Below are 21,035 nucleotides of genomic sequence, written 5' to 3' on the forward strand. Positions count from 1 at the left end.
CCGCGCGCACGATGCGCTCGACAGCGCGTGGGGCGGGGCCGTCCATGTGCTCCCGGGGTCGCAAAAGCCGTAAAACGTATGCATCTACCTGCAGTAGCAATTGTGTGACATCAAGGTGACGATACTGTCACGCCATCCCCATAGCGCCTCTATGGATATTGCTCCCCGCGCCTTCTAGACTGCGGGTAACCGCACGGGCGAGACGGCGGGCGGGCGCTTCGGCCCCGCGCCGCGCCGCCGCCCGCGCGCTGGATGACGCCGCGGATGAGCGGCGAGGCGAGAGGACAAGGGATGAAGTACCTGCAGAGCATCGAGCATTATTCTACGACCCGGCCGCATGCGCCCGCCATCCGGACGTCGGCGGGCGAGCGCATGAGCTATCAGGAGCTCTGGCAGGCATCGGAGGCGATCGCCCAGCTGGTCGAGCGCACCGCTCCGTCCGCGGACAGCCCCGTGATGGTCTATGGCAACAAGGAGCCCCTCATGGTCGCCGCCTTCCTGGCATGCATGAAGGCGGGCCACCCCTACGTGCCGGTGGACCGATTCTCGGTTCCGGCCGAACGGGCGGCGTCGATCGCTCGGCAGCTCTCCCATCCGCTGCTCATCGCGGTGGCCGAGGCACCCTTCGAGGTGGTCGACGCGGCCGATGCCGTGCTCGATGCCGCCATGCTGCGTGCGTGCATCGAGGCGGGCGGATCCTCCAGCCATGCCCGCTGGATCGACGGCGAGGACCTGTGCTACATCCTGTTCACCTCCGGCTCCACGGGCGCGCCCAAGGGCGTCGAGGTGACCGCCGGCTGCTTCGATGGCTTCTGCTCCTGGGCCCGGGATCTGGGCGGCGCGCCGCGCGACGGACGCGTCTACCTCGACCAGGCGCCGTTCTCGTTCGACCTTTCCGTCTTCGAGCTCGCCTGCGCGCTGTCGACGGGCGGCTCGCTGTACTCCCTCACGCACGAGACGCAGGCGAGCGCGCGCGGGCAGTTCGAGGCGCTCTCCTCCTCGGGCGTGAACGTCTGGGTCTCCACGCCGTCGTTCGCGGAGCTGTGCTTGGCCGACGAGGCGTTCGGAGCGGATGCGCTGGACGGTGTCGAGCTGTTCTTGTTCTGCGGCGAGACGCTTACGAATGCCACCACGCTCCATCTGATGGAGCGCTTCGACGGCGCGACGGTGGTGAATACCTACGGGCCGACGGAATCGACCGTGGCGGTGACCGACATCGTGGTGACGCCCGAGCTGGCTCGACTCGATATGCCGCTGCCCGTGGGCACGCCGCGTCCGGGGACGCGCCTGCGCATCGTGGATGAGGCGGGCGCCGACGTGGGTGCGAGCTGCTGGGGCGAGGTCGTGATCGAGGGCGATACGGTGGCACGCGGCTATTACGGCCGCGCCGATCTCACGGAGGCGGTGTTCGGTACGGCCATGCTCGACGGCCGGCTCGTGCGCAGCTATCGTACGGGCGATGAGGGCAGGCTCGACGAGCTGGGCATGCTGCACTATCGCGGTCGCCTGGACCTGCAGGTGAAGCTGCATGGATACCGCATCGAGCTGGGCGAGATCGAGGAAGGGCTGCGCCGGCTGCCAGGGGTGTCGGCGGCGGTGGTGACCACGGTCGAGCATGGCGGCAAGGTATCGCATCTCGTGGGGCACGTGGTTGCCGACGTGCCGGCGGACACCTCCGCTTTTCGCGCCGGACTGGCGATCAAGGACGAGCTCAAGGCGCGCCTGCCGCACTACATGGTTCCGAAGAAGATTGTCTTTCATGATGCGTTTCCCATGACGGGCAACGGCAAGGTCGACCGCCGCGCGCTCGCGGCGCAGGGTAGGTAGCGGTGGCGTTTGCGAAGCGGCTGGCCGCGCTTGCGCTCGCGTGCGCCCTGGCGCTTGCGGCGTGCGGCGCGGCGGTGGCCGGCTACCGCGAGCGCATTGCCGCTCAGCCGTTCATGGGCTATCCGTCGGTGGACGAGGTCTCGAATTTCGATGCCATGCTCCGCTCGTACGAGGCGCGCGTGGACGACGGGCTCGATCCCATCTTGGTATTCGGCTCCTCCGAGCTCAACCCCGGCCCCGCCGGCCCCGCCCATCCCGCGCGCCTGCTCGAGGGCGGTCGCTACGGCGTGGACGTGATGGTGACGGGCCGCGCGTTTTGCGAGGACCTGTGGCAGGCCATCGAGGTGGGCGCCTTCGCGGAGAAGCTGGAGCAGAAGCGCGTGGTGATCATTCCCAGCATGCAGTGGTTCATGTGCTATCGCACGCCTGCCCGGGATTTCCAGGCGGCGTATTCGGAGGGCGCGTACCGGGCCTTCTTGGAGAACGATAGGATCTCCCGCGCTACGAAGGACGCGGTCACGGCGCGCATGAGGGCGTACGGGGTCGATCGCCGCGGCGGGTCGGGCGGCCTGTCCGCCCTGGGTGCGCAGCTCGACGCCCATGTGTCGGAGGCGCGGGCGAACGTGCGCCTGGCGCTTGCGGACGACAGCGGCGGCGACGTTCGCGCCGACGGCTCCGCACCCTCCGCCCCGGCGCATCCGCACGGCGCCGAGGAGCCCGATTGGCAGGCGATCTTCCGCGAGGCCCGCCTCACGGCGGCCGAGCGCTCGTCTTCGAACGACCTCGGCATCTACGACGGCTGGTATCGGAAATCCTATCGAGGCTGGCTCGAGAAGGTGCGCGATTGGCGGGTGGACGATGGGGAGTATTTCAGCCAAGAGGAGCTGGGGGATTTCAAGCTGCTGCTCCAGGTGTGCCTCGAGGCGGGAATCGAGCCTCTCGTGCTTATTCAACCCGTGAAGGGGGTCCTGTACGACCAGACGATCTACGATCGCGACGTGCGTGCGGGCTACTACCAGATGATGCGCGACGCCTGCACGGAGGCGGGGGTGCCGTGCGCGGATTTCTCGTCGCACGAATACGACCCGCTGTTCTTGCGAGAGTACTCCCATCCGTCCGACCTGGGCGGCGCCTACTATTCGAAGGCCATCTATCGCTATGCGACCGAGGGCGTGGTCGACACGGACCCCGCCGGCGATGCGGCAAAAAGCCATGTTCGGGGATTAACGCTATGACGTTTTACACTTCAGCTTCATTTTTCATCTTGCTCGCTGCGCTCATCGTTCCCGCCGCCGCGTTCGGCGTGTGGGGACGGGGACTGAAGTGCTGGGGCATGGCGGCCTCTGCCATCATGCTCGCCTTCCTGTATTCATCCTCCGCCGTCCAAGCGGCGGCGTTCGGGTTGTTCGTGGCCATCGCCACGGCCGGTGCGTTCGCCACGCTCGCAAGTTGGAAGCGGGGCGCGAAGAGCATGGCGGTCTATCGCATCTCGCTCGCGTGCACGCTCGCGCCGCTGGTCATCTATAAGGTGAGCGCGGTGTTCGACCAGAACCTTCTGGCGTTCGCGGGCATCTCCTACGTGACCTTCAAGGCCGTGCAGGTTCTCATCGAGATCCGCGACGGCCTTATCGACGACATGCGCGTGCGGGACTACCTGTACTTCCTTACGTTCTTCGCCACGATCACCTCGGGTTCCATCGATCGGTCGCGGCGCTTTATGGACGATCTGAAGCACCAGCCCTCGCGCTCCGACTATCTCGAGCTGCTGTCGCGCGGCCTGCTCCTGCTGCTGGTGGGAGCCGCGTTTCAGCTGGTCTTCGCCTCTATAGCACTGCATTATTACGCGCCGGACCGGTCGCTGGTGGTGCCGAGCATCGCCTACGGCGTCGCGCGCCAGATTGCCAACGCCTACCTGTACGCCCTGTACCTCTTCTTCGATTTCGCCGGCTATTCGCTCATGGCCATGGGTGCGAGCTATTGCTTCGGCATCGTCACGCCGCGTAACTTCCAGGCGCCGTTCGCCGCGGTGGACATGAAGGACTTCTGGAACCGTTGGCATATCACCTTGTCTACCTGGCTGCGCGATTTCGTGTTCATGCGGTTCGTGCGCTGGGCGACGCGTCGCCGGGTGTTTTCAAGCCGCTTGTCATGCGCATGCACGGCGTATGTGGTGGACATGGCGATCATGGGCGCCTGGCACGGCCTTACGCCCGACTACCTCGCCTACGGCCTGTATCACGGCGGCCTGCTCGCCGCGACCGAGGCCTATCAGAAGCGGTCGTCGTTTCACAAGCGCCATAAGCAGGCGCGATGGTATCGCGTCCTCAGTTGGTTCGTGACGATGCAGCTGGTCATCTTTGGTTTCGCGCTGTTCTCCGGACAGCTCCGCACGATCGTGGAAAGGATCATCAATGGATAGGAACATGCTTGAACAGGAAGTAATCGATCTGCTCGCGGATATCTGCGACGACGACGCGGTGGCCGAGGAGCGCGACATCGACCTGTTCGATGCGGGCTTGCTCGATTCGCTTGCGGGCATCGAGGTCTTGGTGGCGATCGAGGAACGCTTCGGCGTGCAGATCGCTCCCACCGAGGTCGAGCGCACCGAGATGAACAGCGTCAACAAGATCATCGACCGCATCGCGGAGCGCTTGTGAGCGCCTGGGTTGCCACGGCTCGCTCGTTGTGCCGCGACCCGCACCCCGTGCGCGGGCTGAAGCGGGCGCTGGCGCCGGTGCGCGCGTGGTTCTTCTCGGATGCGTGGAGCGCGGCTGCAGCGTGGTTCGCGCTCGCGCTCGCGCTTCTAGCGATTCTGGCCTGGTATTTCGTGCTGTCGCCGTACGGGGCTCCCGCCGCGCCCGTGTACGCGGCCTACTAGCATGCGGGCCGGCTTGCGTGGACCCGTGCGAAGGGCCGGCGCGGTCGCGCTGGCTGCGGCGTTGGCGGCGTGCTCGTTCGCGGGCGCCGGCGTCGTGGCCCGTCGCTCCGATGCGCACGCGGCGCGGCAGCTCTATCCAACGCGTGAGCAGCTTCTCGATTACTCCTATATCCGCTCGTTCTACGACGAGCGCCGCGCTGCCGGCTACGACACGCATCTCGTGCTGGGGTCGTCGGAGCTCTATCCCGCGCCCGGTCTTCTGTACCATCCCACCACGATGCTCGCGGGTTCGCAGACGGGCGTCGACGCGCTGATGCTGGGGCGCCCGGGCTGTTCGGATGTCTGGCAGGCGGTGGAGCTGGGGGCGCTCGCGCGGGATGGGGCGCCGAGGCGCGTCGTGCTCATCCCCAGCATGCTGTGGTATACCGCGGGGCGCGACCCGCAGGCGGATTACCCGGGCATCTTCTCGCGGGGCACCTACGACGCCTTCATCGCGCAAGATCGCATCTCGGATGAGAGCAAGCAATGGGTTGCGCGTCGACTGCGGGCGTACGGCGTCATGGTCGACGAACCGCGCGGGGCGCTTGGCCGCGCGGCCTCCATGGTGGACGGCGGCGTCGCGGCGGAGCTCGAGACGATCCGCCGCATCCTGTCGCCCGCGCATGATGCCGCGGCTCCCGTCATGCGTCCGCCGCGCGCGAACGGCGCCCGCGGATCGGCTGCGCAGGCGTCCGCGCCGCCGCATGAGCCGCGATGGGAAGACCTCTACCGCCGTGCGCACGCGGCGAGCGAGCTTTCGCACGAGGGGAGCGACAACGGTTGCTATCGTTCGTGGAACGAGCACGGTCTCGAGCGTTTCACGCGCCGGGCGCGCGAGTGGGAGGAGCGCGGGTCGGGCGAGCTGAGCACGCAGGAGCTCGAGGATTTCGAGCAGACGCTGTCGATCTGCCGTCAGCTGGGCCTCGAGGCGTGCGTGCTCATCCAGCCCGTGAACGGCTTCTTGTACGACCAGACGGTGTACGGCCGCGAGGTTCGCTCCCGTTATTACCAGATGCTGCGCGATGCGTGCACGCGGGCGAACGTCGCCTATGCGGACCTTTCATCGCATGAGTACGACCCGCTGTTCTTCCGCGACGACAACCATCCGTCGAGCGTGGGCGCGCTGTACTACGCGCGGGCGATGTGGACGTATCTGGCGGGCGGAGCCCCCGATGTCTCCTCGCTGGGCGCCCCCTAGTGAAAAAGCCTCCCGGATCCCATGGCCCGTCTGGGCCCGGATCCGGGAGGCTTTGCGTATGCCGCGGTGCGCGCGGACGGCGGCGCTAGTTCGCGCAGGCGCCCTTGCTCCAGGCGGCAACATCCTCGATACGGATGACGGATGCGACCGCGGTATCGCCCAGGTCGCGCGCGAGGGCGTCGACCGCGGCGTTCAGTGCGCCCTCGACGCAGGTGTCGGTGATGACGACCGCGGCGCCGGCATCGACGCGCTCTGCTCGCTGCACCGGGACGCCGCCGGCCGCGAGCGTCGCCACGGCGGCGTCCAGCGCGTCCGGGCGCCCGTCGAGCGCGAGGCGGATGTAGTAGCCGGCCTCCAGCTCCTCGATGGGTCGGATGGCGAGCGTGCGCTGCACGGGCTCGGGCTCGGGCAGCGGGGCGCCTCCGCGCGTCATCGCGTCGGCGAGCGCGAGCACGTCGCCAACGACGGCGCTTGCGGTGGGGAAGGCGCCCGCGCCCGCGCCGTAGAACATCGTCTCGCCCACGGCGTCCCCTACCACGAACACGGCGTTCATGGCACCCGATACGGAGGCGAGCTGGTGGGTGGCGGGAATCATCGTGGGATGCACGCGCACGTCGATGCCCTCGGGCGTGTTGCGCCCGATGGCGAGCAGCTTGATGGCGTAGCCGAGCGACCGCGCGATGGCGATATCGTCCGCGCCGACCTGGCGGATGCCCTGCATGTAGACATCGTCGGTGGTCACGCGCGAATGGAAGCCGATGGAGGAGAGGATGGCGATCTTGCTGGCGGCATCGAAGCCGTCGACGTCGGCGGAGGGGTCGGCTTCGGCATAGCCAAGGCGCTGCGCGTCGGACAGGACCTCCTCGAAGCCCAGGCCCTCGTCGGCCATGCGCGAGAGGATGTAGTTGGTGGTGCCGTTCATGATGCCGGCGATGGTAAGGATCTTGTTGCCCGCGAGGTCGTGCTCGAGGACGCTGACGATCGGGATGCCGCCCGCCGCCGCGGCCTCGCAGCGCAGCTGGACGCCTGCGTCTGCAGCTGCCTGCGCGAGCTTCTCGACATGGCGTCCCAGCAGGGCCTTGTTGGCACTCACCATATGCTTGCCGTTGGCGAACGCGGTCTGGAAGATCTCGGTCGCGGGGTGCTCGCCGCCGATGAGCTCGACGACGATATCGACGGCGGGGTCGTTGACGACATCGTTCCAGTTGGACGTGAAGCGATCCTGCGGGATCCCCAGCTCCTCCGCAACGCTTGGATCGAGCGCGCACGCCCGTGCGATCGTCAGGTCGATGCCGTGGTTCGCGCGGTAGTCGTCGCGGTGCATCTGGATAAGGCGGACCACGCCGCCTCCCACCGTGCCGAGTCCGATGATGCCGATGCCGACGGAGCGGGTGGATGCTGTCATGGCGCTTCCTTTCTGCCCGGCGCGGCCGGGGCGAGCGTGTTGGCGTGTGCTTGTATTCTAGCGAAGCCGCAGTCCCTGCCGAAACAGAGTTGTTACATTGCGCCCAGGGCTGTTCAATATAAGCCGTGAACTGGTAATACCTGGTGCTGCTTTAATCCGTAAAAGCGTTTATATGGGCAAATGGCGAGTTTAGCTGAATAAAGTGCTCGCCAAGGAGAGCCGAAGCGAGTAAGGTACAACTCACGCACGCACTCCACTTCGATGAAGTGCCGCGTATCCGTTGGAAGTCCGGCCGCGCGACGTCGGGGCCGGTGCGCACTCGAGAGGAGAGCCGCATGTCGTATCAAAACGCATTCAACCCTGTTCTGGATCGCAGGAGCATTATCGCTGGCGTAGCCGGACTAGGGGCTGCGGGCATTCTTGCCGGCTGCTCCGGGGCGGGAGCGTCCGACGATTCCGGCGCCGCGGCTTTCAAGATCGGCTCCATGGGGCCCCTGACCGGTCCCGCGGCTTCCTACGGTACGTCCGTCACCGGCGGCGCCGAGCTGGGATGCAAGGATTTCTCGACCGATGAGCTGCCCCTCGTCTTCAAGGCCGAGGACGACGTCGCCGATGGCGAGAAGGCGGTGAACGCTTTCAACAGCCTCGCCGACTGGGGCATGCAGGCACTCGTGGGCCCCACCACGACGGGCTGCTCGCTCGCCGTCGCCCAGGAGGCCGAGAGCGCGCATCTGTTCATGATCACCCCGTCGGCCACCGCCCCGGATGTCACGGACGGCAAGACCGTTGTGTTCCGTGCGTGCTACAACGACCCCGCGATCGGCGTTCATTCCGCCGAGTGGCTTGCTAAGAACTTCCCCGACGAGAAGATCGCCACCTTCCATAACGCGGGCGATACCTACTCGGCCGGCGTGCACGACGCCTTCCTCCAGAAGGCCGAGGAGCTCAAGCTCGATATCGTCGACAAGGAGACCTTCAAGGACGACTCCGCAACCAGCTTCACCAACCAGCTGACCAAGGCCAAGAGCGCCGGCGCCACGCTGATCTTCGCCCCCATCTATTACACCCCCGCGTCCGTCATGCTTACCAACGCGCACGATATGGGCTACGACGTCAAGGTCATGGGCTGCGACGGCATGGACGGCATCCTGGGCGTCGAGGGCTTCGATGCCGCGCTCGCCGAGGGCCTCTACCTCATGACCCCCTTCTCGGCGGACGACCCCAAGAACGCCTCGTTCGTGAGCGCCTACAAGGAGGCGTACGGCGAGCTGCCCGACCAGTTCGCCGCCGACGCGTATGACTCGGTCCATGCCATCGCTCTCGCGCTCGTCGAGGCGGGCCTTTCTCCCGATGCCGATCCGGCCGAGGTCGCCGACGCGCTGCCCGAGGCCATGACCAAGGTCAAGGTCGAGGGCCTCACCGGCACCCTGACGTGGAACGATCGCGGCGAGGTCGAGAAGGAGACGACCGTCTACGTCATCCAGGATGGAAAGTACGTGTTAGCGTAGGGTCCATCCACCTTCGCAATTGTTCCGCTACAAGATGATATCGGCGCAGGGACCAGGGCTTGCAAGCCTTCGCCCCTGCGCTCGGCTGCAGGGGGCGTCGTCCCCCCGCCATGCGAAGAAAGGGGGATTCGCGCATGTCGGTCTTCTTGCAATACCTCGCCAACGGCCTCACGATGGGCAGCGTGTACGCGATCATCGCACTCGGCTACACCATGGTCTACGGCATCGCCAAGATGCTCAACTTCGCCCATGGCGACGTCATCATGATCGGTGCGTATATCTCGTTCTGCGTCACCTCGTATCTCGAGCTGCCCGCCATCGTCTCGGTGCTCGCCGCCGTGGCCGTCTGCACCGCGCTGGGCATCCTTATCGAGGGCTTGGCCTACAAGCCGCTGCGCCAGGCGGGCCCGCTGGCGGTTCTCATCACCGCTATCGGCGTCTCGTATTTCCTGCAAAACGCCGCCCAGCTCATCTGGGGCGCCACGCCTAAGAACTTCACCTCCATCGTGAGCTTCCCGGCGCCCGAGGGCTTGCGCGCCTACAACGTGTCGGCCGTGGGCATCGTGACGGTGGTCGCGTGCCTCGTCATCATGGCGGGCCTCATGTGGTTCACGGGTAGGACGAAGATGGGCAAGGCTATGCGCGCCTGCTCCGAGGACAAGGCCGCGGCGCAGCTCATGGGCATCAACGTCAACCGCACCATCTCCATGACGTTCGCCATCGGAAGCGCGCTGGCCGCCATCGCGGGCGTCCTGCTGTGCTCCTATTCGCCGGTGCTGCAGCCCACTACGGGCTCCATGCCCGGTATCAAGGCGTTCACCGCGGCCGTTTTCGGCGGCATCGGATCGATTCCCGGCGCCTTCGTGGGCGGCATCCTGCTCGGCATCATCGAGGCCATGGCGCAGGCGTATATCTCCACGAGCCTGGCGAATTCCATCGTGTTCGGCGTGCTCATCGTGGTGCTCCTCGTCAAGCCGGCGGGCCTGTTCGGCAAGTACGTCCCCGAGAAGGTGTAGGTGATGGCGGTGATGAAGTTCTTGCGCGACAAGAGGACCCGACGCGACCTGCTCACCTATGCGCTCGTCATCGCGGTCTTCGCCGTCGTCTACGTCATGCAGGCGAACCACATGATCCCGCGCATGATCGCGGGGCAGCTCGTTCCCATCTGCGCCTACGTCGTCATGGCGCTTTCCCTCAACCTGGTGGTCGGCGTCGCCGGCGACCTCTCGCTCGGACATGCCGGCTTCATGAGCGTCGGCGCCTACACCGGCATCGTCGCCGCGATGGGGCTGTCCGAGGTCATCCCCGATGACGGCCTGCGCCTGATCGTCGCCATGGCGGTGGGCGCGGCCTCTGCGGCGCTCGCGGGCTTTTTGGTGGGGATCCCGGTTCTGCGCCTGTCCGGCGACTACCTCGCGATCGTGACGCTGGCGTTCGGGGAGATCATCAAGGAGATCGTCACCTGCCTGATCGTGGGCGTGGACGAGCGCGGGCTGCATGTGCTGTTCAACCTTACGGGCAGCCTCTCGGTGAGCGATCTCAATCTCGCCGAGGGCGGTATCGCCATCATCAAGGGCGCCCAGGGCGCGTCGGGCGTGTCGGTCATCTCGACGTTCGCAGCCGGCTTCCTGCTCGTCATGGTAACCCTCGTCGTCGTGCTCAACCTGGTGCGCAGCCGCACCGGCCGCGCCATCATGGCCGTGCGCGACAACCGCATCGCCGCCGAGAGCGTGGGCATCTCCACGACCCGCTACCGCATGATCGCCTTCGTCGTCTCCGCCGCCCTCGCCGGTGCCGCGGGCGCCCTGTTCGGCAACGGCTTCTCGCAGCTGTCGGCTACCAAGTTCGATTTCAACACCTCCATCCTCATCTTGGTGTTCGTGGTCCTGGGCGGCTTGGGCAATATGCGCGGATCGATGGTCGCGGCCATCGCGCTCACGATCCTGCCCGAGGCCCTGCGGCAGTTCTCCGATTACCGCATGCTCGTCTACGCGGTCGTCCTCATCCTGGTCATGATCATCTCCAACAACGATACGTTGAAGAGCGCCGCGCATCGCGTGGCCTCAAGGTTCGCCTCGCGCCGGAAGGAGGTGGGCGCCGATGCCTAAATTCGAGTTCGAACGCGGCAAGATGGTGCCGGTTCCCAGCCACTCCATCGTGCCGGAGCGCGACGTCAACAGCGCGCCCGTGCTCGAGGCCCTGCATCTGGGTATCGATTTCGGCGGTCTGAAGGCCGTCGACGACTTCAACCTCACGATCGGCCGCACCGAGATCGCCGGCCTCATCGGTCCCAACGGCGCCGGCAAGACCACGGTCTTCAATCTGCTCACCAAGGTGTATGCGCCCACGCGCGGCACGATCCTGCTCAACGGCCACGACACGAGCGGCAAGACCGTGCACCAGGTCAACCGCATGGGCATCGCCCGTACCTTCCAGAACATCCGCCTCTTCGACACCATGACGGTCGAGGAGAACGTCAAGGTGGGGCTCCACAACACCAAGGCGTATTCCACGCTGTCCGGCATCCTGCGTACGCCGTCGTATTGGAAGCGCGAGCGCGAGGCGCATGAGCGCGCGCTCGAGTTGCTGTCGCTCTTCGACATGCAGGATCTGGCGAACCATCAGGCGGGCAGCCTGCCGTACGGCGCCCAGCGCCGCCTCGAGATCGTGCGCGCCCTGGCCACCAATCCCAGCCTGCTGCTGCTCGACGAGCCCGCGGCGGGCATGAACCCCTCCGAGACGGCGGACCTCATGGAGAACATCGTCAAGATCCGCGATACGTTCAACATCGCGATCATGCTCATCGAGCACGATATGAACCTGGTTATGAATATCTGCGAGGGTATCTGCGTGCTCAATTTCGGCAGGGTGATCGCCAAGGGAACCGCCGAGGAGATCCAGAACAACGAAGCGGTGATCGAGGCGTACCTCGGCAAGCAGAAGGAGGCGTAGCGGATGGCGCAGCGTATTTTGAGCGTCGAGCACATCAACGTGTACTACGGCGCGATCCATGCGATCAAAGACGTGTCCTTCGACGTGGACGAGGGCGAGATCGTGGCTTTGATCGGCGCCAACGGCGCGGGCAAGTCCACCACGCTCAAGACGCTCTCGGGCCTGCTGCGTTCCACGACGGGCGCCATCGAGTTCATGGGCGAGGATATCATGCACACCATGCCCGATGTCCTGGTGGGCAAGGGCTTGGCGCACGTTCCCGAGGGGCGTCGCGTGTTCCAGCAGATGACCGTGGAGGAGAATCTTGAGATGGGAGCCTATACGCGCCCCAATTCCGAGATCGCCCCGGGCCTCGAGCGCGTGTACGCGCACTTCCCGCGCTTGAAGGAGCGCCGCGGCCAGGTGTCGGGCACCCTGTCCGGCGGCGAGCAGCAGATGCTTGCCATGGGGCGCGCGCTCATGAGCTCGCCCAAACTGCTCATGCTCGACGAGCCCTCGATGGGCCTGGCCCCGCTGCTCATCGAGCAGATCTTCCAGATCGTGCAGGAGCTACACGCCGCCGGCACCACCATCTTGCTGGTCGAGCAAAACGCGCAGATGGCGCTTTCCATCGCCTCGCGCGCCTACGTTATGGAGACCGGTCGCGTGACCCTCTCGGGAACGGGTGCCGAGCTGCTCGATAACGACGAGGTGCGCAAGGCGTACCTGGGCGGAAACTAGGATGCTGCTCGATGCGCGGCGTGCTCGTACGGGGCGCGCCGCGCATCGCTTGTGCGGCGCGCGTGGCGTGCTTCCGGCCGTGCTAAGATGGGCGCGATCATAGCGGGACGTGCAAAGGGGCGCGATACGGGTGGTACAGGTTAATCGTGATGTCGTGCGCGAGTTTTGCGCCGAGAACGCCACGCTCGTGGAGTTCGCACTCGACCGCGGGGCGCGCCGTATCGAGCTGTGCGACAACCTCGCGGTAGGCGGGACCTCGCCTTCTCCCGGTGTGACGGCCCGGGTCGTGGAGGTTGCGCATGCTCGCGGAGCCGCGGTGATGTGCATGGTGCGCCCGCGCGGCGGCGACTTCGTCTACGACGCCGACGAGCTGCGCGCGATGGAGCTGGATATCGAGAGCCATGCGCACCTCGGGGCCGACGGCGTGGTGTTTGGCTGCGTGGAACCCCTCGACCCGCAGGCGTATCGAGAGGCGCGCACGCGCGAACAGGCCGGGCGCCTGCTGCCCGGCGCCTGCTACGAGGGCCCGTACGCGCTGGACCGGGCGGCATGCGAGCGCCTGTGCCGGGCTGCGAGCGATGCCGCCCGTCGGCGCGGTCGCGCGTTGGACATCACCTTTCACATGGCGTTCGACGTCCTGAGCGCGGGCGAGCAGCTCGCCGCCATCGATTGGCTTGCGTCCCGGGGCGTGGCGCGAATCCTCACCCACGGCGGCCCCGCCGGCACCGCTATCGCGGACAACCTGGAGCGCTTGCGCGAGCTCATGGCGTATGCCGCAGGCCGCCTCGCCATCCTACCCGGAGCGGGTATCACGCATGCCAACGCGGCGGATATCGCGGAGGCCCTCGGGGCCGCCGAGCTCCACGGCACGAAGATCGTATAGCGGGCCCGATTCGCCCCTTCCTCGCGTTCATGAGGCTGCTCACGCCTGATTCGCGCCGCCCACCCGTTTCGTTCCGCACCCCGCGTTCAATCGGGTATGGTGAAAAGCGGATTGCGGATAATCGATGAGTTCCCAGGAGGTGCGGGATGCCTATCATCATGCGGCTCGATCGCGTCATGGCCGATCGCAAGATGACGTCGCTCGAGCTGGCCGAAAAGGTCGGCATCTCTCCCGTCAACATCTCCCGCATCAAGACCGGTCGCTTGAAGGGCATCCGCTTCTCCACGCTCACCGCCATGTGCGAGGCGCTCCATTGCAAGCCGGGCGACCTGATCGACTACATGTCGGACGAGGAATACGAGGACGCATTCGGCGCGCTGCCCGCGCGCGAGGGATAGCCCGCTTCGACGGCGCCCGGCGCATCGTGCCGCCGTTCCCCGAAGCTCGAGGCGCGTGTCCGCGCCGTGCGTATAATAAAGGTGTTCAACAGCTCGGCCCGCCGCAGCGGGCCATACTCTAGGATGTGTTCCTATGCAGCACCTTTGTATCGCGCGTCCGTCGGTCGCGCCGCCGCTTTCCACCGTTCGCCCCGCGTGCGCCGCCTCGTTGCAGGGGAGGTGCGGCCATGTCCATGCTTAAGCGCTCGCGCCGCTGGAGCGTTTTGCCGCCCCAGCCCGATATCGAGCAGCGCCTGTCCGCCGAGCTGGGTGTGGCGCCGCTGGTGGCGCGCATCATGGCAGCCCGCGGCATCGCCACCGCCGAAGAGGGGCGCTTGTTCCTCACGCCCTCGCTCGACCGCGATTGGTGCGACCCCACCCTTATTCCCGGCATGCCGCAGGTTGCCGAGCGCGTGCTCCGCGCAATCCAAGACGGCGAGAACATCGCCGTGTTCGGCGATTTCGACGTCGACGGCATCACATCGACCTGCCTGCTCACCGAGGCTCTTCGCGCTTTGGGCGCATGCGTCCACCCGTTCATTCCCCATCGCTTCGAGGAAGGCTACGGCATCAGCCAGGCGGCGCTCGACCGCGTGATCGAGGAGTGCTCGCCCGACCTGGTGGTGACGGTGGACAACGGCATCGCGGCGCGCGATGAGGTTTCCTATCTGCTTCAGCGCGGGATCGACCTCGTGGTGACCGATCATCACGAGCCCGCCGACATGGTCCCCCAGGGCGTGCCCCTCACCGATCCCAAGCTCGCCGACTCGGGTCCGTCCCGCGAGCTGGCGGGCGTGGGAGTTGCGCTCAAGCTCGTGCAGATCTTGGGCGAACGCCTGGGCCAGCCGCTGCTGTGGCGCTCGTTTACCGAGGTTGCTGCCTTGGGCACCGTGTCCGATATGATGCAGCTCACCCCCGAGAACCGCGCGCTGGTGGCCGATGGCATCGCCCAGATGCGCGCGACCACGCGCCCCGGCTACGTCGCCCTCGCGGCGCTCACCAAAACGGACCTGTCCACCATCACGGCCGACGGGCTCTCCTTCTCGCTCATCCCGCGGCTCAACGCCGCCGGTCGCATGGCCGATCCCTCGCTCGCCCTCAACTTGCTGCTCGCCCGCGATCCCGTCGAGGCGGGACGCCTGGCGGCCGAGCTGGAGCATACCAACCAGGAGCGCCGCGATATCGAGGCGCAGCTTACCGAGGAGGCGCTCGCCCTGGTCGAGCGCACCTACGAGGGTAACCGCGTGATCGTGGTGGGCGGCGAGGGCTGGCACGAGGGTGTCAAGGGCATCGTGGCCAGCAGGCTCGTCAATCGCTATCACGTTCCCTCGCTGCTCTTCTCCATCGAGGACGGCGTGGCGCGCGGCTCCGGCAGGTCGGTGGGCAACGTCAACCTCTTCGAGGCGGTCGAGCGCTGCAGCGACCTGCTGATCCGCTTCGGCGGCCATGCGGGCGCCGTCGGCGTGACCTGTGCGGCCGAGAACCTCGATGCACTCCGCACCCGGCTCGATCAGGTGCTGGCTGAGCTTCCCGAGGAGCAGTTCGAGGATACGGGCGAGATCGCGGCCATGGTGTCGCTGTCCGAGCTCGACATCGAGACCGTGGAGCAGCTGTCCTTGCTCGAGCCGTTCGGCCAGGGCAACAAGGTTCCGCTCCTGGGCGTCTCGGGCGTAACCATGTGCGACCGCGCCGTGGTGGGCCGCACGGGCGACCATATGCGCTTCACCGCAACCGATGGCTCGGCAAGCGTGCCCGCCATCATGTTTCGCGTTCCGCAGATCGAGGACGTGGTCCGGTGCGATTCCGTGGTCGACCTCGTTTTCGAAGCTGTCGCCGAGCATTGGCAGGGGCGCGTGAAGCCCAAGCTCATGATCAAGGATATCCTGCGCCATTGCTGCCAGGATGCATCGGGTGCGGCGTTCGATTGCGAGGCGCTGGAGGCCTCCGTCCCCGACCCGGACGATGCGGCCGCCCCGCAGCCCTTGCTCGATCAGCGCCGTCGCCTGGCCGGTCTTTCCTACGAGGAGCTCACGCGCTCGCTGGTGCACCGGTTCATCGGGGCGTCGCGGCCGCATCGCGTTCAGGCCGAGGCGCTCGAGCGGCTCGGCCGGGGTCGCAACGTCCTCACCATCATGGGGACCGGCCGAGGAAAGTCGCTGATCTTCCAGGTCCATGCCGTCCGCGAGGCCATCTGCCGCAATCGCGCGAGCATCTTCGTCTATCCCTTGCGCGCCCTCGTCTCCGACCAAGCCTTTCATCTTACCGAGCTGCTCGGCAGCTTCGGCGTGCGCGTCTGCGTCCTTACGGGTGAGAGCTCCGCGGGCGAGCGAGAAGACGTGCGCCGCGGGCTTATGGCGGGCGCGGTCGATATCGTGCTCACCACGCCCGAATATCTGGTGGCCCATGTCGACGCGTTCGCCGGGACCGGTCGTGTCGGCTTCGTGGTGGTCGACGAGGCGCATCATGCCGCCGAGGCTCCGTCGGGCCATCGTAGCGCCTACGCGGCGTTTCCCGACGCGCTGTCGCGCCTGGGCTCCCCGCAGGTTCTGGCTGCCACGGCCACGGCCGACGACGACGTGGCGGCGCTTATCCGCGAGTTGCTGCCCATCGAGGACGTCCTCGTCGATGACTGTGTGCGCGATAACCTGGCGATCGACGACGAACGCGATCTCGCATCGCGTGAGAACCGCTTGGTCTCCATCGTCGCCACGGGCGAGAAGTGCGTGGTCTACGTCAATTCGCGCGACCAGTCGCTCGCTCTCGCGCGCATGCTGCGTCGCCGCGTGCCCGAGCTGGGCTCGTCGATCGGTTTCTATAACGCGGGCCTGTCGCGCCGCGACCGCTCCCGCGTGGAGGAGGCCTTCCGCGACGGCGCGCTGAGCTGCATCGTCTCGACCTCGGCGTTCGGCGAGGGCGTCAACCTGCCCGACATCCGCCATGTGGTGCTCTACCACATGCCGTTTGGCGCTACCGAGTTCAACCAGATGAGCGGCCGCGCGGGGCGCGACGGAGCTCCGGCCCGCATCCACCTGCTGTATTCCTCGCGCGATGCGCGCATCAACGAGCGCTTGCTCGACGCCTTGGCGCCCAGTCGCGAGGAGCTGGTCACGCTGTACCGCGCGCTGCAGACCATGTGGCGCCGCGCCGCGGGCGGCCCGGGTCCCCATGCGCTGGATGCGAGCGACCTCGATATCGCGCAGATGTGCCTGGCGATCGACGCGCGCACGCCCGTCGACGAGCGCTCGGTCCCCTGCGGCTTGTCGATCTTCGAGGAGCTGGGATTCGTGCGCGTAACCGGATTCGACGAAGGGCGCCGCTTGGAGATGGTCGAGAACCCCGGCCGCGTGGAGCTCTCGAACTCCATCCGCTACCTGGAGGGCCTGCGGGCGCGCGTGGAGTTCTCGGCATTTCGCACCTGGGCGCTCGACGCGCCGGCCCATGATATGCTGTCACGCGTGAACAGGCCCATCACGCCACGAACACGATAGGGGGAGCCATGGATACCTCTGCACAACGCACTTCCGGCAAGGGTTCGGGCCAGACGGACAAGGGTCAGGCGGCCTCCGCGCTCACGCCTACCGACGAGATGGTCCATTACCGTAGCGCGGACGACCTCCCCTCCGAGATCGCAGCCGATAACTGGGGCCGATTGGCGTCGCTGTGCCGTAAATACATGGGCGACGACGACGCCGAGCTCGCCGAGCGCGCGTACTGCTTCGCCGCCGAGAAGCACTCCACGCAGAAACGCCGCAGCGGCGAGCTCTATATCAACCACCCCGTCGAGGTCGCCATCATCTTGGCCGAGCTCAAGATGGATTGCGACGTGGTGTGCGCCGCGCTGCTGCACGACACCGTCGAGGATACCGAGACGTCCTTGGGCGATGTGGCCTCGATCTTCGGCGATACCGTGGCCGACCTTGTGGACGGCGTGACCAAGCTCACCAATATCGAGGTGGGCAGCATGGATGAGAAGCAGGCGCTCAACCTGCGCAAGATGTTCCTCGCCATGAGCCGAGACATCCGCGTCGTCATCGTTAAGCTTGCGGACCGCCTGCATAACATGCGCACGCTGGCCGCCCTCAAGGAGGATCGCCGCCTGTTCAAGGCGCGCGAGACCATGGACGTGTACGCGCCCCTGGCGGACCGTCTGGGCATGTCGTCCATCAAGTGGGAGCTCGAGGACCTTTCCTTCTTCTATCTCGAGCCCGAGGCCTACCAGCGCATCGCGCGCATGGTGTCCGAGAGCCGCGAGGTGCGCGAGCGCTACCTCTCCGAAACCATCAAGACGCTCACCGACGAGCTGAAGCGCGTGGGGCTCAAGGACTTCCAGATCAACGGCCGCTCGAAGCACTATTGGTCCATCTACCAGAAGATGAAGCGCAAGGGCAAGGAGTTCTCCGAGATCTACGACCTGGTGGCGCTGCGCGTCATCACCAATACGGTGGGCGATTGCTATTCGGCGCTGGGCGCGGTGCACTCGCTGTGGCATCCCATGCCCGGGCGGTTCAAAGACTACATCGCCATGCCCAAGCTCAACAATTACCAGTCGCTGCATACCACCGTCATCGGGCCCACGGCGCGTCCGCTTGAGATTCAGATCCGCACGTTCGAGATGCACGAGCAGGCCGAGTACGGCATCGCGGCGCACTGGCTGTATAAGAAGTCGGGCGGCTCATCGGCGGCGAAGACCATCGACGCCCAGCGCCTCGACGACCAGATAAACTGGCTGAAGCGCTCGCTCGACTGGGCGGCGTCCGACGACATCGACGATCCCAAGGAGTTCCTCCATTCGCTGAAGGTCGACCTATTCGACCAGGAGATCTTCGTCTTCACACCCAAGGGCGAGGTCATGAGCCTGCGCTCGGGCGCCACTCCGCTCGATTTCGCCTATGCCGTCCATACCGAGGTGGGCAACCATTGCGTGGGCGCGAAGGTGAACGGCGCGGTGGCCCCGCTTACCCACGAGCTGGCGATGGGCGATCGGGTGGAGATTCTCACCAACAAGTCGTCCAAGCCGTCGCGCGACTGGCTCGCTATCGTCAAGACGCCGTCGGCGAAGTCGAAGATCCGTCGTTATTTCGCTGCGGCCACCAAGGACGAGGATGCAACGGCCGGCCGCGAGGTTCTGGCAAAGGACCTGCGCAAGCGCGGTTACGGCATCTCTACCCAGCGGTCGACGCGCGCGCTCAACGCAGTTTCCGAGCAGATGAACTACAAGCACCTCGAGGACCTGTTCGCAGCCATCGGCGCGGGCAAGGTGGCGCCGCGCATGGTCGGCAACCGCGTGCAGGCGATCTTGGATCCCAAGCCCATCGAGGAGACCCCGCGTAAGAAGCGCGAGGAGGCGGTCGTCGAGGCCGCCAAGCGTACGCATGGCTCGCGCGCGGGCCAGCGTCCCCAGCGCCGCGGCAGCTCGGGCGTCGTGGTGAACGGCGGGGAGCCGGGCGACATGCTCGTGCGCCTCGCGCACTGCTGCAACCCTGTGGCGGGCGACGATATCGTCGGTTTCATCACGCGCGGCCGCGGCGTGTCGGTGCATCGCGCGACCTGCCCGAACGTCAAGGGGCTTATGGAGCATCCCGAGCGCATGATTCCGGTGGATTGGGATGGCGCCGCCGACGCGCTGTTCCAGGTCGAGATCGTGGTCGAGTGCCTTGATCGCATGGGCCTGCTCAAGGACGTCACCATCGCCATCGGCGATGCGGGGGGCAACATCCTCTCCGCTGCCACGGCAACCAATCGCGAGGGCATCGCCACACTGCGGTTCCTGGTCGAGATTTCCGATGCGAGCGGACTCGATCCGCTGCTTGCATCCATCAGCCGCGTGGAGAGCGTCTACGATGCGCGCCGCATTATGCCGGGCGAGGGGGCGCGGCAGATGAAGCGCCGCGTTCGATAAAGGACTTGTAGCGAATTGCGACGGCATCCCGTTTCGCACGGTGCCGGTGGGCCGCTATCGAGCGATGGCGGCCCGTTTGTCAAAGGAGGAAACATCATGGAGCTCGATTTGACGCCGTGTGGCGCGCTCGACGTCCATTGCGTGGTAAACGGACCTATCCGCACGAATACCTATATCGCTGCAAGCGGGGGAGAGGCCATCATCGTCGACCCCGCTTGGGAGGGCGAGAAGCTCGTGCGGGTGATGGCCGAACAGCTGCCGGGCGTGCGCCTCGCCGCGATCGTCTGCACGCACGGCCATGCCGACCATGTCGGCGGCGTCGCCGGCGTTCGTCGTGCCGCGGGCGACGACGTGCCGTTTCTCATCTCTGAGGCCGATGCCGCCATCATTCCCGAGGCCATCCGCAGCATGCGTGAAACGTGGGGCTTCGATCACGAGATGCCGCCCGCTCCCGATCGCTTGCTCAACGAGGGGGATGTCGTCGCATTCGGCGACGTCGCGTTGCAGGTTATGGCCACGCCGGGGCACACGCCGGGCGGCATCGTGTTATTCGCGCCGGCAAGCACCGGTCCCGTGGCGTTCGTGGGCGACACGCTGTTCCCAGGGGGCCATGGTCGCACCGACCTCGAGGGGGGAAGCGAGAAGGAGATCATTCGGTCTTTGGGTAAGATCGGCTCCCTGCTACCTCCCGAGACGCTGTGCCTTATCGGTCATAACGATCCCACGACGGCGAAGCAAGAGGTCGAGACGAACCTGTTTATGCGCCGTGGCCTGCGCCGCTATGCCAAGGAGCATGGCGCTGCCACTGCTGGGTAAGCAAAAGGGGCCTTTTCGTCGGCGACGGATGCGCGCGAAATGCAACCTATCTTCATGCAGGGGTTATACAGGCTGCGAATGCCTGGGATATGAGTAGTCGGGCGTGGTAAAATGCCCCGTGTAATTATTTGAGTATGGACAACAGGAGGTCCAAGTATGCTCGTCAATGCAGCTCAGATGCTCAAGGACGCCGAGGCCGGCCATTACGCCCTGGGCGCCTTCAACACCAACAACCTGGAGTGGACGCTCGCCATCCTCCAGGCTGCCGAGGAGGCCAAGTCCCCGCTGATCATCCAGTGCTCCGCTGGCGCCGCCAAGTGGATGGGCGGCTTCAAGGTCTGCGCCGATATGGTGAAGGCCGCCGTCGAGGCCACCGGCGTGACGGTGCCCGTCGCCCTGCACCTCGACCACGGTACGTATGAGAACTGCCTTGAGTGCATCGAGGCCGGTTTCACCTCCGTTATGTACGACGG

General features: G+C 66.2%; 18 protein-coding genes. 17 read left to right on the forward strand and 1 reads right to left on the reverse strand.

Features of this window, described 5'->3' with window-relative positions; translation table 11 throughout:
* The first annotated feature begins 291 nt into the window (after positions 1 to 291).
* The 6 genes from dltA to I2E26_RS08715 are packed head-to-tail and all read left to right on the forward strand — an operon-like array spanning position 292 to position 5,942.
* Positions 292 to 1,827 (forward strand): D-alanine--poly(phosphoribitol) ligase subunit DltA, encoded by a 1,536-nt coding sequence (gene dltA, locus I2E26_RS08690; protein WP_195420410.1) that lies wholly within the window; start codon positions 292 to 294, stop codon positions 1,825 to 1,827.
* Between the two features lie 2 nt (positions 1,828 to 1,829).
* On the forward strand, positions 1,830 to 3,062 hold the full coding sequence (gene dltD, locus I2E26_RS08695; RefSeq protein WP_195420411.1) for a D-alanyl-lipoteichoic acid biosynthesis protein DltD: 1,233 nt from the start codon (positions 1,830 to 1,832) through the stop codon (positions 3,060 to 3,062).
* Positions 3,059 to 4,246, forward strand: a complete 1,188-nt coding sequence (dltB, locus tag I2E26_RS08700; protein WP_195420412.1) for a D-alanyl-lipoteichoic acid biosynthesis protein DltB — start codon at positions 3,059 to 3,061, stop codon at positions 4,244 to 4,246. Before dltD ends, dltB begins: the two co-directional genes overlap by 4 nt.
* Complete coding sequence (gene dltC, locus I2E26_RS08705; RefSeq protein WP_195420413.1) at positions 4,239 to 4,484, forward strand: D-alanine--poly(phosphoribitol) ligase subunit DltC; 246 nt, start codon at positions 4,239 to 4,241, stop codon at positions 4,482 to 4,484. Before dltB ends, dltC begins: the two co-directional genes overlap by 8 nt.
* Positions 4,481 to 4,705, forward strand: coding sequence for a hypothetical protein (locus tag I2E26_RS08710; RefSeq protein WP_195420414.1), 225 nt, complete (start codon positions 4,481 to 4,483; stop codon positions 4,703 to 4,705). Before dltC ends, I2E26_RS08710 begins: the two co-directional genes overlap by 4 nt.
* Positions 4,706 to 4,718: 13 nt before the next feature.
* On the forward strand, positions 4,719 to 5,942 hold the full coding sequence (locus I2E26_RS08715) for a D-alanyl-lipoteichoic acid biosynthesis protein DltD (protein WP_195420415.1): 1,224 nt from the start codon (positions 4,719 to 4,721) through the stop codon (positions 5,940 to 5,942).
* 85 nt (positions 5,943 to 6,027) lie between these two features.
* Here I2E26_RS08715 and I2E26_RS08720 read toward each other — a convergent pair whose 3' ends face one another.
* Positions 6,028 to 7,347 (reverse strand): homoserine dehydrogenase, encoded by a 1,320-nt coding sequence (locus I2E26_RS08720; protein ID WP_195420416.1) that lies wholly within the window; start codon positions 7,345 to 7,347, stop codon positions 6,028 to 6,030.
* A 335-nt stretch (positions 7,348 to 7,682) separates the two neighbouring features.
* On the opposite strand from I2E26_RS08720, the gene I2E26_RS08725 reads away from it, so the two are divergent.
* The 11 genes from I2E26_RS08725 to I2E26_RS08775 all read left to right on the forward strand — a co-directional run.
* On the forward strand, positions 7,683 to 8,855 hold the full coding sequence (locus I2E26_RS08725; protein WP_195420417.1) for an ABC transporter substrate-binding protein: 1,173 nt from the start codon (positions 7,683 to 7,685) through the stop codon (positions 8,853 to 8,855).
* 134 nt (positions 8,856 to 8,989) lie between these two features.
* Positions 8,990 to 9,871 (forward strand): branched-chain amino acid ABC transporter permease, encoded by an 882-nt coding sequence (locus I2E26_RS08730; RefSeq protein ID WP_195420418.1) that lies wholly within the window; start codon positions 8,990 to 8,992, stop codon positions 9,869 to 9,871.
* Positions 9,872 to 9,883: 12 nt separating this feature from the next.
* Positions 9,884 to 10,963: a branched-chain amino acid ABC transporter permease gene (locus I2E26_RS08735; protein WP_147587659.1), complete on the forward strand. Its 1,080-nt coding sequence runs from the start codon at positions 9,884 to 9,886 to the stop codon at positions 10,961 to 10,963.
* Positions 10,956 to 11,807, forward strand: coding sequence for an ABC transporter ATP-binding protein (locus I2E26_RS08740; protein WP_147587590.1), 852 nt, complete (start codon positions 10,956 to 10,958; stop codon positions 11,805 to 11,807). The genes I2E26_RS08735 and I2E26_RS08740 overlap by 8 nt, the downstream gene beginning before the upstream one ends.
* Positions 11,808 to 11,810: 3 nt before the next feature.
* Complete coding sequence (locus I2E26_RS08745) at positions 11,811 to 12,527, forward strand: ABC transporter ATP-binding protein (protein ID WP_195420419.1); 717 nt, start codon at positions 11,811 to 11,813, stop codon at positions 12,525 to 12,527.
* Between the two features lie 130 nt (positions 12,528 to 12,657).
* A complete protein-coding gene (locus I2E26_RS08750; RefSeq protein ID WP_195420420.1) occupies positions 12,658 to 13,410 on the forward strand; it encodes a copper homeostasis protein CutC in 753 nt (250 codons plus the stop codon).
* 146 nt (positions 13,411 to 13,556) lie between these two features.
* Positions 13,557 to 13,808 carry a helix-turn-helix transcriptional regulator gene (locus I2E26_RS08755; RefSeq protein ID WP_147587591.1) on the forward strand — a complete coding sequence of 84 codons (252 nt, stop codon included), beginning with the start codon at positions 13,557 to 13,559 and terminating at the stop codon, positions 13,806 to 13,808.
* A 227-nt stretch (positions 13,809 to 14,035) separates the two neighbouring features.
* Positions 14,036 to 17,335: a single-stranded-DNA-specific exonuclease RecJ gene (gene recJ / locus I2E26_RS08760; RefSeq protein ID WP_195420421.1), complete on the forward strand. Its 3,300-nt coding sequence runs from the start codon at positions 14,036 to 14,038 to the stop codon at positions 17,333 to 17,335.
* A gap of 98 nt (positions 17,336 to 17,433) precedes the next feature.
* Positions 17,434 to 19,746 carry a bifunctional (p)ppGpp synthetase/guanosine-3',5'-bis(diphosphate) 3'-pyrophosphohydrolase gene (locus I2E26_RS08765; protein ID WP_229056534.1) on the forward strand — a complete coding sequence of 771 codons (2,313 nt, stop codon included), beginning with the start codon at positions 17,434 to 17,436 and terminating at the stop codon, positions 19,744 to 19,746.
* A 96-nt stretch (positions 19,747 to 19,842) separates the two neighbouring features.
* Positions 19,843 to 20,562 carry an MBL fold metallo-hydrolase gene (locus I2E26_RS08770; protein ID WP_195420423.1) on the forward strand — a complete coding sequence of 240 codons (720 nt, stop codon included), beginning with the start codon at positions 19,843 to 19,845 and terminating at the stop codon, positions 20,560 to 20,562.
* Positions 20,563 to 20,718: 156 nt separating this feature from the next.
* Positions 20,719 to 21,035: class II fructose-bisphosphate aldolase (locus I2E26_RS08775; protein WP_195420424.1), on the forward strand; the 317-nt coding region annotated here is incomplete at its 3' end.

It is taken from the genome of Collinsella sp. D33t1_170424_A12, assembly GCF_015554865.1.
In the GTDB taxonomy this organism is placed as follows: domain Bacteria; phylum Actinomycetota; class Coriobacteriia; order Coriobacteriales; family Coriobacteriaceae; genus Collinsella.